Source organism: Stenotrophomonas sp. CFBP8994, assembly GCF_034044835.1.
Taxonomy (GTDB): Bacteria; Pseudomonadota; Gammaproteobacteria; order Xanthomonadales; family Xanthomonadaceae; genus Stenotrophomonas; species Stenotrophomonas rhizophila_A.
Window position 1 is genome coordinate 317,746 of sequence record NZ_JAXCWT010000005.1, and the last position, 17,803, is coordinate 335,548.

Consider the following 17,803-nt stretch of genomic DNA (forward strand, 5'->3'; position numbering starts at 1 on the left):
ACCGTCGCGGGGCGGTCGGTCCGCGTAGCCGACTAACAGTCGGCTCTACCGTCGCGGGGCGGTCGGTCCGCGTAGCCAACTAACAGTCGGCTCTACCGTCGCGGGGCGGTCAGTCCGCGTAGCCGACTAACAGTCGGCTCTACCGTCGCGGGCGGTCAGCCCGGCGTCAGCGTGGTCAGCAGCGCCTTGGCCGCGTTGAAGCGGTCTTCGGGCAACGGCAGCGGCACCTTGATGCGCAGCTTGTCCGGGCCATCCATGGTGTACAGCTTGGGCTGCTTCTGGATCATCTGGATGACCGCCATCGGGTCGATGGACGGCTTGGCCTCGAACACGATGCGGCCGCCGTTCTCACCCAGTTCCAGCTTGCGGATGCCCAGTGCGTTGCACTGCAGCTTCAGCTCGGCCACCGCGAACAGGTGCTTGGCCGCGTCCGGCAGGAGCCCGAAGCGGTCGATCATCTCTACCTGCAGTTCGCGCAGCTCGCCACTGTCACGCGCGCTGCTGATGCGCTTGTACAGGGTCAGGCGGGTGTGCACGTCGGGCAGGTAGTCGTCCGGGATCAGCGCCGGTACGTGCAGCTCAACCTCGGCACCGCGCACTTCCTCGCCCGAATCCAGGTCGGGCAATTTGCCCAGCCGGATGCTGCGCACCGCGCGCTCAAGCAGTTCGGTGTACAGGCTGAAGCCCACCTCGGCCATCTGCCCGCTCTGGTCTTCGCCCAGCAGTTCGCCGGCGCCGCGGATCTCAAGATCGTGCGTGGCCAGGGTAAAGCCGGCGCCAAGTTCGTCCATGGAGGCGATGGCTTCCAGGCGCTTTTCGGCATCGGGCGTCATCGAGCGCTTGTCCGGCACCACCAGATAGGCGTAGGCGCGGTGGTGCGAACGGCCGACGCGGCCACGCAGCTGGTGCAGCTGGGCCAGGCCGAACCGGTCGGCGCGGTTGATGATGATGGTGTTGGCGTTGGGGATGTCGATGCCCGATTCGATGATCGTGGTCGACAGCAGCACGTTGTAGCGTTGCTTCTGGAAATCCAGCATCACCCGCTCGAGTTCGCGTTCGGGCATCTGCCCGTGGGCGATGCCGATGCGTGCCTCGGGTACCAGCTCGGCCAGGTCGCGCTGCATGCGGCCGATGCTTTCCACGTCGTTGTGCAGGAAATACAGCTGGCCGCCACGGGCCAGTTCGCGCTGGAACGCTTCGCGCAGCAGCGCGTTGTCCCAGGCGGTGATGAAGGTCTGCACCGCCAGCCGGTTCGGCGGCGGGGTGGCGATGATCGACAGGTCGCGCAGGCCGGCCATGGCCATGTTGAGCGTGCGCGGAATCGGCGTGGCGGTCAGGGTCAGCAGGTGTACGTTGGCCCGCATCGCCTTCAGTGCTTCCTTCTGGCGTACGCCGAAGCGCTGCTCTTCGTCCACCACCACCAGGCCCAGGTCCTTGAACTTCACGTCCGGCTGCAGCAGGCGGTGGGTGCCGATGATGACGTCGATGGTGCCGGCCGCCACCTTTTCCAGCTCGGCCTTGATCTCCTTGGTGCTCTTGAAGCGCGACAGCACTTCCACCCGGAGCGGCCAATCGGCGAAGCGGTCGCGGAAGTTGCGGTAGTGCTGTTCGGCCAGCAGCGTGGTCGGCACCAGCACGGCAACCTGCTTGCCGGCGCTGGCGGCGGCGAACGCGGCGCGCACGGCCACTTCGGTCTTGCCGAAGCCGACGTCGCCGCAGACCACGCGGTCCATCGGCTGGCTGCTGGCCAGGTCGCGCAGGGTGGCATCGATCGCGGCGAGCTGGTCGGCGGTTTCCTCGAACGGGAAGCCGGCTGCGAACGGCTCGTACATCGCGCGGTCCACGTGCAGCGCCAGGCCGGCGCGCGCACGGCGGCGGGCCTGGATCTCCAGCAGTTCGGCGGCCACGTCACGGACCTTCTCGGCCGCGCGGCGCTTGGCCTTGCTCCACTGTTCGCCACCGAGCGAGTGCAGCGGCGCGGTCTCCGGCGAGGCGCCGGAGTAGCGGCTGATCAGGTGCAGCTGGGCCACCGGCACGTACAGCCGGTCGCCCTTTGCGTATTCGATCTCCAGGAACTCGCCCGGCATGCCGCCGGCGTCGAGCACGATCAGCCCGCGGTAGCGGCCTACGCCGTGGTCTTCATGGACGATCGGCGCGCCTTCGGTGAGCTCGCCCAGGTCGCGGATGATCGCTTCCGGCTCGCGCCCGACCCGACGGCTGCGCCGGGTGGTGCCGGCGCGCTCGGGAAACAGCTGGCGCTCGGTCAGTACCGCCAGCGGCGGTGCATCGAGCGCGAAGCCGTCTTCCAGCGGCGCCACCGTGATGGCGAAGCGCTGGCCCGGATCGGCCAGGAAGGTCGGCAGGTCGGCCACCACCGGCGGCTTCAGTTCGGCCGACAGCAGCACTTCCAGCAACGCTTCGCGGCGGCCCGGCGAATCGGCGGCGATCAGCACCCGACCCGGGTAGTGGCCCAGGAACGACTTCAGCGCCTCACCGGCCGGCGCATCGCGCGCGGCCACCGGCAGCGGCGGCAGCGGCTGGTCGCCCAGCGGCGTGGCTTCGTCGATGCGCGGGTGGTCGGCGCTCCAGACTTCGATGCGCGGCAGGGTGTTCAAACGCGCGCTCAGGCCTTCCGGGCTGAGGTACAGCTCGGTGGGCGCCAGCAACGGGCGCTCCACATCGTGCCGGCGCTGCTCATAGCGGTTCTGGGTCTGCGCCCAGAACGATGCCGCCGCCTCGCCCACGCCCGGCGCGATCACCGGCAGCGCGTTCGGCTGCAGGTAATCGAACAGCGTGGCGGTCGCGTCGAAGAACAGCGGCAGGTAGTACTCCACGCCAGCCGGTGCCAGCCCGGACTTGAGATCCTGGTACAGCGCACTGCGCCGGGTATCCACGTCGAAGCGTTCGCGCAGGGTGGCCAGCACCCGCGACACGCTCAGTTCGTCCAACGGCACTTCGCGGCCGGGCAGCATGCGCACCGCGTCGACCTTGTCCAGCGATCGCTGGCTTTCCGGGTCGAAGGCGCGGATCGAATCGATGTCCTCATCCAGCAGCTCGATCCGCAACGGCGCTTCCGCGCCCATCGGGAACACGTCGAGCAGGCCACCGCGCACGGCGAAATCGCCCGGGTCCATCACCTGCGGCACGTTGCGGTAGGCGGCCGCTTCCAGCCGGCGCTTTTCCGCATCCAGATCCAGGCGCTGGCCGACCTTCAGGTCGAAACTGCCGCCGATGATGTACTTGAGCGGGGCCAGCTGCTGCAGCAGGGTCTGCACCGGCACCACCACGATGCCACGGCGCAGCGTCGGCAACTGGTGCAGTGCGGCCAGGCGCTGCGAAATGATGTCCGGATGGGGGCTGAAGGCATCGTAGGGCAGCGTCTCCCAATCCGGGAAGGCCACCACCGGCAGGTCCGACGCGGCGCCCAGCAGGGTGCGCAGGTCGGACTCGACCTGGTTGGCGCCGTGATTGTCGCGCGCGATGACCAGCAACGGCCCGTCATGGGTTTCCGCAGCGCGTGCGATGTACCACGCCAGCGCCGTGGGCGAGGCGGGAGCGCGCCACCAGGCGCGGAGCTGCCCGGAACGGGGCAGCGGCGGTGTAGGAGTTGAGGTGCGTGACATGAGCGGTCGATTTTAGCAGACCGCCACGTGATGACCTCTTACTGGCCCGGATCGAGGTCCAGCACCATGCGCACCAGGCCGGGCGTGCCCTGCGGATGCGGCACGGCCTTGAAGCCCAGCGAGGCGGCCAGCTGCTTCATCGGTTCGTTTGCTTCCAGCACGTCGCCGTACAGGTGATCCAGGTATTTGCCCTTGCCCCACTTGACCAGCTTGCGCATCAACTGCCGGCCGAGGCCCTGGCCGATGAGGAACCGGCTGATGAGGATCGAGTATTCGGCATCCTTCGTGCCCGGGATGATCGACGCGCGTGCCAGCGCACCGACCACCGCAACGCCTGCCTGCTCGTTTTCGGCGGCGACCAGAACGATCTCGTTCTTGACGTTGGGATGGGTGAGTCGATACGCCGCCTCCGAAGAAAGCTCATCGACCGACTGCGTCAGCCGGTCGCGGACTTCTGCGGGCCCGAACAGACTGAACGCTCCCTTCAGGGGTTCGTCGTCTTCGGGACGAATCGGGCGGATCAGCAGCTCATGGCCGCTGGGCGCTTTGAAAACTTCGTGCCAGGGCGGCATGCGGTTACGGGTAGCCATACCGGTGATTCCTTGGTGGTCTTCGGATTCTCGCATCCCCGGGGGCGCGTTCCGTGAACGAAACACTCACGCCGTTCAGCGGGCGGTCGTGGCGTTACTCGGCCTGCTTGAGCCACTGCAGGCGGGTACTGGCGCCGGCTTCGCCCAGATACTGCTTCAGCGCAGGCATGGCCGGGGCCAGCACCTGGTCGAACTGCCAGGGCGGGTTGAGCAACAGCATGCCACTGCCGTTGAGCCGAAGGGGAGAGTCATCAGGCCGAACCAGTAGTTCTACTGTAAGCACCGACTTCACCGGCAGGGCGCAGGCCTTGCGCAGGAAGTGCAGGATGGTGCGGCGCTGCTTGATCGGGAACCAGATGGCGAAGCTGGCCTGCGGCCAACGCGCCAGGATCTCGCTCACCGAGGCAAGGATGCGCTGGTACTCGGCATCCTGGCCCTCGTAGGGCGGGTCGATCAGGACCAGGCCACGGCCGATCTTCACGCCGTTGGCCTTGGGCGGCAGCAGTGCCTTGTTCTGTGCGTAGCCGTCGGCGTGCATCACCGCCACCCGGCTGTCATGCGCGAACAGTGCCTTGAGCGAGGCCGCTTCGGCATCCTGCAGCTCGCACACGGCCATGCGGTCCTGCTCGCGCAGGGTCTGCGCGCTGAGCAGTGGCGAGCCGGGGTAGCTGATCATCGCCCCGACCGGGTTGTCGGCCTGCACCGCCTTGAGGTAACGCTCGACCACGGCCGGCAGCTTGGGCTGGGCCATCAGCCGCATCACCCCGTCCTCGGCCTCCAGGGTCTTGCGGCTTTCCTCGCTGGCCAGCAGGTAGCGGCCAGCGCCGCCGTGGGTGTCCAGCACGAAGAACGGGCTGTCCTTGCGCTTGAAGGTGTCGAGCAGGGCAAGCTGGACGATGTGCTTGAGCACATCGGCGTGGTTGCCGGCATGGAAGGCGTGGCGGTAATTCATCGGCGCAGTGTACGGGGCGGCGGCCCCAGCGGCTATGCTGCGCGCATGAACCGCCCCCTGCACAACGTCCTGGTCGTCGAAGACGAAGCCGCCATCGCCGATACCGTGCTCTACGCGCTGCGCAGCGAGGGCTACGCGGCCCGGCACTGCCTGCTGGGCGGGCAGGCGCTCCAGCTGCTGCGCCAGGAGCCGGTGGACGTGGTGGTGCTGGACGTGGGCCTGCCGGACATGAGCGGCTTCGAGGTGTGCCGCACGCTGCGCACCTTCAGCGACGTGCCGGTGATCTTCCTGACCGCCCGCAATGACGAATTCGACCGGGTGCTGGGTCTGGAGCTGGGCGCCGACGACTACGTGGCCAAGCCGTTCTCGCCGCGCGAGCTGGTGGCGCGGGTGCGGGCGCGGTTGCGCCGCGCGGTGGCACCGGCCCCTGCGGAGGCGGCCGGCTGGCAGCAGCACGGCCGCTTTGCGATCGACCGCGAAGGCCGCCGTATCCGCTTCGGCGAGCAGCTGCTGGACCTGACCCGCTACGAATACGCGCTGATGGCCGCACTGCTGCAGCGCCCCGGCGCGATCCTCAGCCGCGCCCAGCTGATGGACCGCGGCTGGGATACCGATGCCGACAGCGCCGACCGCACCGTGGACACCCACGTAAAGACCCTGCGCGCCAAGCTGCGCACAGCGGGGGCCGAGCCCGATCCGATCCGCACCCATCGCGGCGTGGGTTACGCGCTGGAGGTGTAGCGTGCGGCTGGGACTGAAACTGTTCCTGGGCTTCTTCCTGATCGTGGGCATCGCCGCGTTCTTCGTGATGCGCGTGTTCGTCAACGAAGTAAAGCCCGGGGTCCGCCAGGCGATGGAGTCGACCCTGGTCGATGCGGCCAACGTGCTGGCGGAAATGGCCGCGGCCGACCTCAAGGCCGGGCATATCCGCAATGGCCCGTTCGTGGCCAGCCTGGCACGCGCACAGCGCCGCGATCCCAAGGCGATGGTGTGGCGCTTTCCCAAGCGCAGCCTCGATTACCGCGTGACCATCACCGATGCGCGCGGCATCGTGGTGTATGACTCCACCGGGCAGGACATCGGCCGCGACAATTCGCGCTGGAACGATGTCTACCGCACCCTGCGCGGCGAATACGGCGCGCGCTCCAGCCCGGAAACGCCCGGTGATGAAGTGCATTCGGTGATGCACGTGGCCGCGCCGATCCATGATCCGGCTGACCCCGGCAAGCTGATCGGCGTGCTCAGCCTGGCCCAGCCCAACCGCAGCATCGATCCGTTCATCGCCGCCAGCCAGCGCGCCATTCTGCAGCGCGGCGCGTGGCTGATCGGATTGTCGGCACTGATCGGGCTGTTGATGACGGCCTGGCTGATGCACGGCGTGAACCGGCTCAACCGCTATGCCAAGGCGGTCAGCGCCGGCGAACCGGTGCCGCCGCCCAGGCCGCGCCGCGACGAGATCGGCGACCTGGGCCAGGCGCTGGAAACCATGCGCCGCAAGCTGGAAGGCAAGGCGTACGTGGAGCAGTACGTGCAGTCGCTGACCCATGAGATGAAGAGCCCGCTGGCAGCGATCCGCGGCGCGGCCGAACTGCTGCAGGAGCCGCTGCCCGATGCCGACCGCGTGCATTTCGCACGCAGCATCCAGGGCCAGGAACAGCGCTTGACCGAAACCATCGACAAGCTGCTGGCGCTGGCCGAAGTGGAACAGCACGGCTGGCTGCAGAAGCGCGAATGCATCGCGCTGGCGCCGCTGCTGCAGGCCGCTGGCGATGCCGTGGCGATGCGGGCGCAGGCGGCCGACGTCGCGGTGGACATTGAAGTTGCCGAAGGCTTGGAGATTCAGGGCGACGCGTACCTGCTGCGGCAGGCCCTGAACAACCTGCTGGAGAACGCGCTGGCGTTTTCCAGCCCGGGCAGCCGGATCCAGCTGGGCGCTTCGCGCGAAGGCGATGGCGTGGTGCTGCGGGTGGCCGACCGTGGCAGTGGGGTGCCGGAATACGCACTGGAGCGGGTGTTCGAGCGTTTCTACTCGCTGGCGCGGCCGGCCACCGGCCAGCGCAGTTCCGGCCTGGGCCTGTCGTTCGTACAGGAAGTGGCGCGCCTTCACGGCGGCCGCGCGAGCCTGCGCAACCGCGAAGGCGGTGGCGCCATCGCCTCACTTCACATTCGCTTCAAATGGACCACAAACCCCGCACACCGGCAGCGCTGAAGCTGGCACCCTTCCCAACCGAGGACGGGTGATGAAATCCCTGAAGATGTTGTTGCGGTTCGCCATCGTGGGCGGGCTGATCCTGTTGCTGCTGATCCCGCTGATGATGATCAAAGGCGTGATCAGCGAACGCGAGGCATACCGCGACCAGGCCTACCTGCGCGTGGCGCAGAGCCGGGCCGGCGCGCAGACCCTGACCGGGCCGATCCGGGTGGTGCCGTGGACCGATACCCGCCAGGTCGAAGTGGTCGACGCGGCCGGTACCAAGAAGATCGAAACCCAGGTGGAGCAGAGCTACTGGCTGCAGATGCCGTCCAAGCTGGTCGTCGATGGCGGCATGCTGCCCGACGAACGCCGGGTTGGCCTGTTCCGCGTGCCGGTCTACACCTGGAAGGCCAAGGTCAGCGCCGAGTTCAGTGATGACGACTACCCGGTGAAGGCCGGGCGCGTGTACGGCACGCCGTACCTGGCGGTGGGCATTGCCGACGTGCGCGGCCTGGTCGGCTCGCCCGATCTGAAGGTGGATGGCGAGGCGCTCACGCTGCAGCCGGGCATCGGTGATGTCACCGGCATCGGCAAGGGCCTGCACGTACCGTTGCAGGGCTTCGCCGACAACACCGGCGGCATGCTCAAGTCCAGCAGGGTGGACCTGTCGCTGGTGCTCGATGGCACCCGTTCGCTGGCGGTGGTGCCGGTCGGGGATGACAGCCGCATCGCGATCCGCTCGCCGTGGCCGCACCCGCTGTTCGGTGGCAGCTTCCTGCCCAACGAGCGCAAGGTAGGCGAGAAGGGCTTCGACGCCGAGTGGGCGGTGTCCTCGCTGGCATCGGAGGCCCAGCGCCAGCTGCGCGACAACCGCGATGTGGAACCGGAAACGGTCAGCGTGGAGCTGGTCAACCCGGTCGACATCTATACCCAGGCCGACCGCGCCAGCAAGTACGGCATCCTCTTCATCGTGCTTACGTTCGTGGGCTTCATCCTGTTCGAGCTGATCAAGCGCCTGCGCATCCACCCGCTGCAGTATCTGATGGTGGGCCTGGCGCTTGCGATCTTCTTCCTGCTGCTGCTGAGCCTGTCCGAGCACATTCCGTTCTGGGTGGCGTATGTGGTGTCTGCAGTGGCGTGTATTGGATTGCAGGCGGTATACCTGTCGGGCGTGCTGCGCAGCTGGGTGCGGGGCATGGGCTTTGCCGGGATGCTCACGGTGCTGTACGGCGCGCTGTACGGGTTGCTGGTGTCGGAGAACAATGCGTTGCTGATGGGCTCGCTGCTGCTGTTCGCGGTGCTGGCCACGGCAATGTGGATCACGCGCCGGATCGACTGGTACGAACTGGGCGCGGGCCTGAAGTAGGCGGCGCTGACGTTATTCGCCATCCCACACGACGCTTCCGGCTTCGTGTGGGACCACCGGACGCTGCTGGGACAAGGGCAGGCTGGTAACCGCAGTGGATCGCGCTAGGTTCCAGCCCCTCGTCACCTCACCACACGTCCATGGCGAACCTTACGTTGTCCCCGGTGGGCCGTGCTGGCGGCGCGCCGGCCCGTCCGTCGTCCCCGCCATCAACGCGCCAGCGGCCTGCTGTCGCACCGCTGTCGATCCGCAACGCACCGCCGTGCGCACCGACGCGCAGACTGTGGTTGGACGGCATACCGCGCGACGAGCTGGACGCGCTCGCCGCTGCCTTGCGACAGGGGCCGCTGGATGCCCATTTTTTCCTGACCCTGCAGCCGCACTTCCACCGTTCCGCGCTGGCCGCGCCGATGGCGCAGGGGCTGGTGGACGATGCGCTGGGCCGGCTGCTGCCCGTGGCGCTTGCGCCCGCGCAGCGGGCCGCCTGGCGCAGCAGCCTGATGGCATTGCTGACCCTGCCACGGGTGGACTGGGAAGTGCAGTGCGCACCGTTGCGGGCACTGCTTACCGACGCGGTCGCTCGCCGCAATACGCTGCTGCAGGCGATGCGCGATGCCCTGTACCGCCCGGTGGACCAGCCCCGACGCGACTGGAACGCAGCACTTGATGCCGAGCGCGCCCTCGGCATGGCAGACGCCCGCGAGGTTGCGCAGCATTTGTGCAGCATGTCGCCATCCCGTCAGCGTGACGCGGTGCGCCAGCAGCTGTGCGACTGGATGCCGACACTGACCCCGGCGCAGCTCGACCGTGCCGTGGCACAGGCCGCTGCGGCCGCCGCGCTCAATGGCGCCTGCATCGATGCACGCAGCGCGCTGCCGGCGCTGTTCGACCGCGTCGATGACGGGGGCGTGCCGTTGATCAGCGATGCCCAGCGCGCCCGGATACTGGCGACGCTGGACCAGCTGGCCGGCGGCGCGCCAGACCCCTTGCTGGCTACCCAAGGCGGCCGCGGGGACCGGCTGGGCCAGTGGCTGTTGTCGGTCGCCGAGCGTGCAGCCCTGGCCGCCACGGCGCGCCCAAGCCTGCGAAGCGCGCTGGGCGATGCGGTGCTGTTCATCGTGGGGGTTGCGCCCGCGATCAAGGCGCTGCGTTGGGGTACGGCGGACGCTGTCCAGCCGACAGGGAGTGCTGCCCCCGTCCCAGTCATTGCCAGCGCGCCGCCCGCGGTGGCGTCGGGCGCAGCGCGGCAGGGCGGCCGCAGCATGCTGGCGCTGGCCGCAAGCCTGGTCGGCGGCGGGCTGGGCGTGGCGACGCTGGGCTGGCGCTGGGCATCCGGCGACACGCAGGCCACTGCGCCCACGGCGGAAGTGCAACCGGAACGGCAGCCTGGGCCGGAATCGGACGTTGCGCGGGTGGACGAGCGGACGCAGCACGTAGTGCGGCTTCTGGACACTGTGATCGACCGCGACGGCGACGGATCAATCTGGGACGTGCTGTGGCAACACGTGCACCGGAGCGCAGGAGGCGATGCGACGTCGCTGCGCGACACCGTGGCCACCCTGCTGGCGTCCAACGAGATCGCACGCGAGGTCATCGATGCGTTGGGCGGACCTCCGCCCGCGGAGGGCAGGGTGCGTGTGCGCCGTGCGCTTCGCCCCCTCCCCGTGCCACGCAACGGCGGTGAAGGGCTGGATGCCACCGAGCGCACCCGGCTCGACGCGGCCACCCGCCTGCTGGTCGACGTGGCGCAGCAGGCGCCGCCGCCGGGCGCCGCCGCGCTCGCGCCACCGGCCGGGGTGGACCTGGCGGTGACGCGCTCGCGGATGCTGACCTGGGTGCAGTCGATGGGGCGCAACGCCAGCGAGCAGCACCAGCGCCTGACCGCAGCGTGGCGCCACGTGGTGGCCTCCGAGCGGGCGCTGACCCTGTCCGCCGCCGCGCTGCCGAACCTCGACGCCGATCTCGCGCGCCAGGTCGCCGCCGACCTGCTCAACATGACCGGCCAGCGGATCGATCCCACCACGATCTACCTCAACACCTTCCAGGACAGCCAGCAATGGCGGGCCTGGGAAGCCGACCAGCTGCGCCCGCCCGGCGCGCTGTTCCGCAACCAGCATCGGCTGCTCCCGCCCGACCGGCGGGTACGCAGCGGGCTGGTCAGCACCCACACCCTGGTGGGGGCGGCACTGCTGCCGGTCGACGCCGACACGGGCCATGCCGGGCTCTACTACCGCTGCGTACCGGGAACCTACTTCCCGGTGCAGGAGTGCCGCGAGCTGACCCTGGAGGAGTTCAAAAGGGTGCAGGGGCGCGATTACCTGGGCGCCTTCCGCCGCCGGTATGACGCGTGCCTGGAACAGGCCTGGCATGCCCGCCCGACGCCGGGTTCGGAAGGGTTCGTCTCGGGCATCGGACGGCGTCTCGCCGGCACGGCGGTGCTCTTGAATGCAGCGGGCCAGCTCGGCGACGACGCGGCCGCAGTGGTCAAGGTATTGACCGACTTTCCGACGCGTTTCGATCTTGCCGAAGCCGCCAACGGCCGCGCGCTGGCCCTGCCGGGCTGGCAGATCGACGTGCATGCGCTGGCGGCCAACGACCGTGGCCATGCGGTACCGCTGCACGGTGTGCTGCTGGTCACCGCGCAATCGGCGGCGTCGCTGCAGGCGCCGATCACGCTGGTGATCAGCACCACCCGGATTCCGTTGATCGAGGCGTTCAACAGCAGCGACGCCGCGCTGCAGCAGCTTGCCGACGAGGTGCGCCGCCAGTTGCCGGTGCGGGTGGCCGTCAACGAGCACGCGCGCTGGCAGCAGGGCGCGCTGCCTGTGGTCAAGGCCTATGGGATCGACGGCGACTTCCGCTGGGCCTTGTTCATGCAGGCGCTGGAGCTGCGGCATGCGCAGCTGCGCGCCGCCGGCCTGTCATCGCCTGCGCGCATCCGCGAGGCCTTCAATGCGCTCGATTCTGCGCTGGCCCTGCCGTACCTGCCGGTTCCCGTGCCGGTGTTGGCCGCGGCAGGCGAGCTGGCCGCGCTGGACATGGACGGTCTGAACGCGCGCAGCGCGGCGCACTGGACGGCGCGCTTTCCGGCCGGCACCCCGGGTGCGCTGGGCAATGCCGGCATGGACGGCGCGCGCTGGCTGCACGCGCTGAGTGCCGGCCGCAGCCTGGTGGAGCACGCCTATCCCCTGCTGGTACCGTTCGTCCAACAGCGCCTGGATGACGAAATCATGCGCCGTTACCGCACCGCGTTCGACAGCAGCTGTTGTTACATCGTGTCCTTCAAGGACGGGTATCCAAGCGACCAGACGCGCAGCGGGTGGGTCCACAACCGGGCGCAGAAGCAGGCGGCGGCCAGCTTCGCCGACTGTGCCATGACCCGCGCGGCCGGTTTCGAGAATACGCCCGCGCGCCTGCTGGGCCTGTACACCAGCAGCGACAGCGCGGTGTTCGACGAGAACAGCGAGGTGGTGGGACTGGACGCATCGCAGCTGCTCTCGATGGCGCGCGAGCTGGATGTGCAGGGCGAGTACCTGCGCGCGCTGGACCGGTTCTGGGAGGCGCACGCGCCGGCCGTGTTGACCACGCTGCGCGGCGGCTACCTGTACGGCTGCGCGCAACAGCATGCCGACGGATCGTTGTCCGCCCGCGGCATGCAGCTGGCCCTCGGTGTGTTCGGCACGATGACCGCGGCCGAGTCGCAGGATCCCGCCTACCGGCCGGTTGCGCGTGCCGGTGTGCGCACCGGCTGGCTGCAGGTGCATGGCATCGCCTCGACCGTGCTGCACGTTGGCGACGAGGTGGGGCCGGAAGTACTGCTGTACTTCCCCAACGACCGCAACCGCTTCCACGAGTTTGCCAGCGAGGCCGACATGATGGGTTGGATCGAGCGCGCCGCAGCCACCGACGCCGGGCGGCAATGGCTGGAGACCGCATTCGACCTGGCCGACCTGCAGGACGGCTGGATGTCCAACGGCGTGCATACCGCTCTCGGTGCCGGCACCCAGGCGATCTTCGGACACGGGGGCGCGGTGGTGCCGATCAGCGGCGAGGTGTCGCAGGCACTGCTCGCGCGGCTGCGGCAACGCGCGCGCCGCGATGCGCAGACGCTGATGACCTCGGAGTGGGAAGCCTTCCGGCGCCGCTGGATGCCGCGCCTGGAGCGCTGTGAGCAGGCAATGGGGCTGGTCGCGTTGGTGCTGCCGGAAACGCTGCCCGTGGTGGCGGTACTGTCGGCGCTGCAGATGGGGGTGGGCGTGGAGCAGACGATCGACGGCGATACGCCCGGCCAACGCCGCGCTGGCCTTGGCACGGCAGCAGGCGGTGCCCTTGGTCTGGCGTTGTCGGCGCCGCTGGGCACGGCGCGGCTGGCGGCGGTGGCCGCGCGCGATGGTTCGCGACTGCAACCGGCGATACAGACGCCGGCGTGGGAGCAGGTGGATGATCCACTGGCGCAGCTGGCCGAGCGCTACGCCCGCCCGGTGGCGCTGTCCGGATCGCGCGCCGCCGACAATGGGGTCCACGACTACCTTGGCCGGCGATACATCAGCCAGGGCGGGCACGCCTACGAGGTGGCCTTCGACCGTGCCCATGGCACCTGGCGGCTGCAGAATCCGCAGCCGGGCAGCTTCTACCACCAGCCGGTACGGCTGAATGCCGACGGGGCGTGGGAACCCCACAGCGACGTCGGCCTGCGCGGCGGCGCACCGATCAGCCGATCCAGCAAGCGCAGGCAGTCGGTGGAACGCAGCTATCGCGGTTCCCTGAATTCCCTGGTCGAACGCACCCACTCCCATTCGGTGGACAGCAGCTCGCAGGATTTCCAGTGGGGCGTGAATCACTGGGAGCGGGTGATGACGCCGGAACAGGCGCGCGACAGCGCCTCACTGGAGCAGATGAAGGAGCTGTTCGTGTCGGGCCATCTTGACCCGGTGCAGCAGGGCGCACTGTCGGTGATCATCGAGCGGCTGGACAATACGTTGCGTGCCGAGCGCTACACCGTGGTCAACGAAGTGGTGCACGACTCGGTCTACATCGCCGGCGGCCAGTTCATCCAGGCCTCCCAGGGCCTGCTGGCCGAAGGCAACGGACTGTCCGCAGCGGGCATGTGCACCGGACTGTCGCGGATCATGGCCACGGCGATGGGGCAGGGCGAAGAGCTGCACGTGCTGGAGCACCTGCGCCAGGCGATCCGCGAGCCCGACAGCCGGCATGCGGTCGCGCTGCGTGCGCTGATCCGCGACGCGCAGGGCGCGGCCCTGCAGCCCGGTTCAATGTCGGCGGCATCGTTGATCCACGTCGATGCACTGGCGGATTTCCTTGCCAACACCGCGCGCAGCAGCCATTTCGTCCTCAGCGGCACGCAGCACAGCATGGCCTGCGGCGTGAACGTGTTGGACAACGGGCGGCGCGAATACCTGCTCTACGATCCCAACTTCGGGCTGATGGTGTTCAAGAAACTCTCGCGCTTCAACCAGTGGGTGAACAACCTGTTCGGGTCGCGCTATTTCAGCCGGCTGTCGTCGCGGACCCTGGGCGACGCCAACGCCGAGACGCTGGCTGAAATGTACGGGGCGATCCCGACCCCGGGCAGCCAGCGGATGCAGTTCCACCTGCGCCAGATCCACCCGGCACGGATGCAGGAACAGGCCGCCGCGCGCGGCTGGACCGCGCTGTACGAGCACGTCGGGCCGGCGGGTGGGGGAACGTGAACGCCCCTGCCCCCAATGCTGGCCGGGGCAGGTAAAATCGTCCCGATTCCCGTTCTCCCGAGCCCCCCATGACCTGCCGCACCCGTTTCGCCCCCAGTCCCACCGGCTACCTGCACATCGGCGGCGCCCGCACGGCGCTGTACTGTTGGCTGGAGGCGCGCCACCGTGGCGGGGAATTCGTGCTGCGCATCGAGGATACCGACCGTGAACGCAGCACCCAGGGCGCCATCGACGCGATCCTGGAAGCGATGGAGTGGCTGGGCCTGAACTACGACGAAGGCCCGATCTACCAGACCCAGCGCGTGGCCCGCTACAAGGAAGTGGCCGAGCAGCTGATCGCCGACGGCAAGGCCTATTACGCCTACGAGACCCGCGAGGAGCTCGATGCGATGCGTGAGGCCGCCATGGCCAAGCAGGAAAAGCCCCGCTACAACGGCGCCGCGCGCGAGCTGAACCTGCCGTACCGCGACGATCCGAACCGGGTGATCCGCTTCAAGAACCCGCTGGAAGGCACGGTGGTGTTTGATGACCTGATCAAGGGCCGCATCGAGATCGCCAACAGCGAGCTGGATGACATGGTGATCTTCCGTCCGGACGGCTTCCCCACCTACAACTTCGCGGTGGTGGTGGACGACTGGGACATGCGCATCTCCGAGGTCATCCGCGGCGACGACCACATCAACAACACCCCGCGCCAGATCAACCTGTACGAAGGCATCGGCGCGCCGGTGCCGAAGTTCGGCCACATGCCGATGATCCTGGACGAGCAGGGCGCCAAGCTGTCCAAGCGCAAAGATGCGGCCGACGTGATGCAGTACAAGGACGCCGGCTACCTGCCCGACGCGCTGCTGAGCTACCTGGCCCGGCTGGGCTGGTCGCACGGCGACCAGGAGCTGTTCAGCCGCCAGGAGCTGATCGACCTGTTCGACGTGACCAACTGCAATTCCAAGGCCTCGCGTCTGGACATGGCCAAGCTGGGCTGGGTCAACCAGCACTTCCTGAAGACCGAAAGCCCGGCCGACATCGCCCCGCACCTGGTCTACCAGCTGAACAAGCTGGGCCTGGACCTGGGCGCCGGCCCGGCCCCGGCCGACGTGGTGGTGGCACTGCGCGACCGCGTGCAGACCCTGAAGGAAATGGCGGAGAAGGCCGTGGTCTGGTACCAGCCGCTGGTCGAATACGACGAGGCGGCGGTGGCCAAGCACTTCAAGCCGGGCGCGGAGCTGGCGCTGGGCAAGGCCCGCGAGCTGCTGGCTGCGGCGAGCGAGTGGACCGCGGAAAGCGTGTCGGTGGCCCTGCACGACGTTGCCACCGCGCTGGAGATCGGCATGGGCAAGGTCGCCCAGCCGCTGCGCGTGGCCATCACCGGCACCCAGGTCAGCCCGGACATTTCCCAGACCGTGTTCCTGGCCGGGCGTGAAGAGGCCTTGAAACGCATCGACGTCGCACTCACTAAAGTACCGACGGCCTGACCACAGGAGACCGCATGTCCGCCAAGACCGCTTGTACCGCCCCACACCATCACGTTCACGACGCTTCGGACTTCGTGAAGGTGGTGGAGCGCGTGTGCACGGAGCGCGGACTGCGGCTGACGCCGATCCGCGCCAACGTGCTGCGTTTGATCGCCGAAGCCGGCAAGCCGGTCAAGGCGTATGAGCTGCTGGAGTGGGTGCGCAGCGGCAAGGGCGTGGGCGCCGATGCCCCGCCCACCGTGTACCGCGCGCTCGATTTCCTGATGGCGAATGGTTTCGTGCACAAGCTGGAATCGGTGAATGCCTTCGTGGCCTGCCACCACCCCAGCAGCGCGCAGCACTCGGTGCCGTTCCTGATCTGCAACAGCTGCCACAGCGCAGTCGAGCTGGAAGACCGCGACATCGTCAGCCAGCTGGAAAAGCGCGCCAAGGAGCTGGGCTTCCAGCCGCAGGCCCAGACTCTGGAAGTGCACGGCCTGTGCGCCCGCTGCGCGGGATGACGCACCCGCCGGGGCTGATCGACAATACGGCGCGGTCGCCCTGATAGTGAAACAAGCGCTGAACTGACGGTAGGGTCGGTTCCCAAACGACCGCCGATCCGGTTTATCGGCACTTGGACGCATGACCCGGGCCGAAGCTGCGCCTTCGTTGCAGGTCATGCGTTACCGGATCTTGCACCTTTATCAGCGGTCGTTCGGGAACCGACCCTACCGGTCCTGCTGCTGTTGCCTCGGGGTCGCGGCAGTATCGACCCGCACTACCACCGACATGCCTGGACGCAGGCGCGGCGCCAGCTCTTGGTCCGGGTCGATCGCGATCCGCACCGGCAGACGCTGCACCACCTTGGTGAAATTGCCGCTGGCGTTGTCCGGGCGCAACACGCTGAATTCCGAACCCGTGGCCGGCGCGATCTGCTCGATGTGGCCGCTCAACCGTTCCCCGTCAAAGGCATCCACCGCGAAGGTCGCCGGCTGGCCGATGCGCATCTTCCAGGTCTGGCCTTCCTTGAAATTGGCCACCACCCACAGCGTGTCCGGCACCAGGAACAGCAGCTGCGAACCGGCGGTGACGTACTGGCCCAGGCGCACCGACGCTTCACTGACCTGCCCGTCGCGCGGGGCGTGGATTACCGTGTTGGCCAGGTCGATGCGTGCCAGTTCCAGCTGCGCCTTGGCGGTTTCGACGCCGGCTTCCAGGCCTTTGCGCGCTACCTGGGTGGAGGTCAGGGTCTCCTCGGCAATGCGGATCTGCGCCTGCGACTGCTGCACCGAGGATTGCGCGGCCTGCGCGCTGGTGCGGAACTTGTCGCGGTCGTTGAGGGCCACCAGCTGCTTGTCGGCCAGTTCCTCATAGCGCTTGAGTTCAGTGCGCGAGCGGGCCAGTTCCGATTGGCCGGCCGACAGTGCCGCCTGGGCCGCGCCGATCTGCGCGCGGTTCTGTGCCTGCGCCTGGTCGGAGTTGGCCAAGGCGGCCACCGCGCTGTCCAGGTTGGCCTGCGCCTGCGCCACCTTTTCCTTGTAGATGCGGTCGTCGATGCGCAGCAGCGGTTCACCCTGCCTGACGTGCTGGAAGTCCTTCACCAGCACGTCGGTGACATAGCCGTTGACCTGCGGCGCCAGCACGGTGATCTGGCCGCGTACATAGGCGTTGTCGGTGCTCACCCAGCTGCTGTTGAACGGCCACAATGACCATGCGCGCAGGATCAGCGCGATGCCGATCAACGCCACCACGATCATCACCGCGACGCTGCCCCGGCTGGGCTTGAGGTACTTCGGTGCACTGCTTGGCGCTGCGGCGGCGGCCGGCGCAGCCGGTGCGGTTACCGGTGCGGCATCGGTGGGCACCGGCGGGTTGACCTCATCAGGATTGTCATCGCGCGGAGGCGTCGTGGACAT

Annotated in this window: 10 protein-coding genes; 6 read left to right on the forward strand and 4 right to left on the reverse strand. The window is 68.4% G+C overall.

The features are described 5' to 3' along the window. Window positions 1–155 precede the first annotated feature (155 nt). From mfd to SOM39_RS15785, 3 genes are all read right to left on the reverse strand, one after another. Window positions 156–3,623, reverse strand: a complete 3,468-nt coding sequence (gene mfd / locus SOM39_RS15775; protein ID WP_320458868.1) for a transcription-repair coupling factor — start codon at window positions 3,621–3,623, stop codon at window positions 156–158. 38 nt (window positions 3,624–3,661) lie between these two features. Next, a complete protein-coding gene (locus tag SOM39_RS15780; protein WP_184125488.1) occupies window positions 3,662–4,213 on the reverse strand; it encodes a GNAT family N-acetyltransferase in 552 nt (183 codons plus the stop codon). 94 nt (window positions 4,214–4,307) lie between these two features. Continuing rightward, window positions 4,308–5,165: a 23S rRNA (adenine(2030)-N(6))-methyltransferase RlmJ gene (locus tag SOM39_RS15785; protein ID WP_320458869.1), complete on the reverse strand. Its 858-nt coding sequence runs from the start codon at window positions 5,163–5,165 to the stop codon at window positions 4,308–4,310. A 45-nt stretch (window positions 5,166–5,210) separates the two neighbouring features. On the opposite strand from SOM39_RS15785, the gene creB reads away from it, so the two are divergent. From creB to SOM39_RS15815, 6 genes are all read left to right on the forward strand, one after another. Continuing rightward, complete coding sequence (gene creB / locus SOM39_RS15790; RefSeq protein WP_320458870.1) at window positions 5,211–5,906, forward strand: two-component system response regulator CreB; 696 nt, start codon at window positions 5,211–5,213, stop codon at window positions 5,904–5,906. 1 nt (window position 5,907) lies between these two features. Continuing rightward, window positions 5,908–7,374, forward strand: coding sequence for a two-component system sensor histidine kinase CreC (gene creC, locus SOM39_RS15795; protein WP_320458871.1), 1,467 nt, complete (start codon window positions 5,908–5,910; stop codon window positions 7,372–7,374). 31 nt (window positions 7,375–7,405) lie between these two features. Beyond that, complete coding sequence (creD, locus tag SOM39_RS15800) at window positions 7,406–8,725, forward strand: cell envelope integrity protein CreD (protein ID WP_093533134.1); 1,320 nt, start codon at window positions 7,406–7,408, stop codon at window positions 8,723–8,725. 287 nt (window positions 8,726–9,012) lie between these two features. Continuing rightward, the gene (locus SOM39_RS15805) at window positions 9,013–14,436 is read left to right on the forward strand and encodes a dermonecrotic toxin domain-containing protein (RefSeq protein ID WP_320458872.1); all 5,424 of its coding nucleotides are present in this window, start codon (window positions 9,013–9,015) and stop codon (window positions 14,434–14,436) included. Window positions 14,437–14,504: 68 nt separating this feature from the next. After that, a complete protein-coding gene (gene gltX, locus SOM39_RS15810; protein WP_320458873.1) occupies window positions 14,505–15,908 on the forward strand; it encodes a glutamate--tRNA ligase in 1,404 nt (467 codons plus the stop codon). 14 nt (window positions 15,909–15,922) lie between these two features. Continuing rightward, window positions 15,923–16,408 carry a Fur family transcriptional regulator gene (locus SOM39_RS15815; RefSeq protein ID WP_068850345.1) on the forward strand — a complete coding sequence of 162 codons (486 nt, stop codon included), beginning with the start codon at window positions 15,923–15,925 and terminating at the stop codon, window positions 16,406–16,408. A gap of 207 nt (window positions 16,409–16,615) precedes the next feature. Here the strand turns inward: SOM39_RS15815 and SOM39_RS15820 are convergent, their stop codons facing one another. Beyond that, a complete protein-coding gene (locus tag SOM39_RS15820) occupies window positions 16,616–17,803 on the reverse strand; it encodes an HlyD family secretion protein (RefSeq protein ID WP_320458874.1) in 1,188 nt (395 codons plus the stop codon).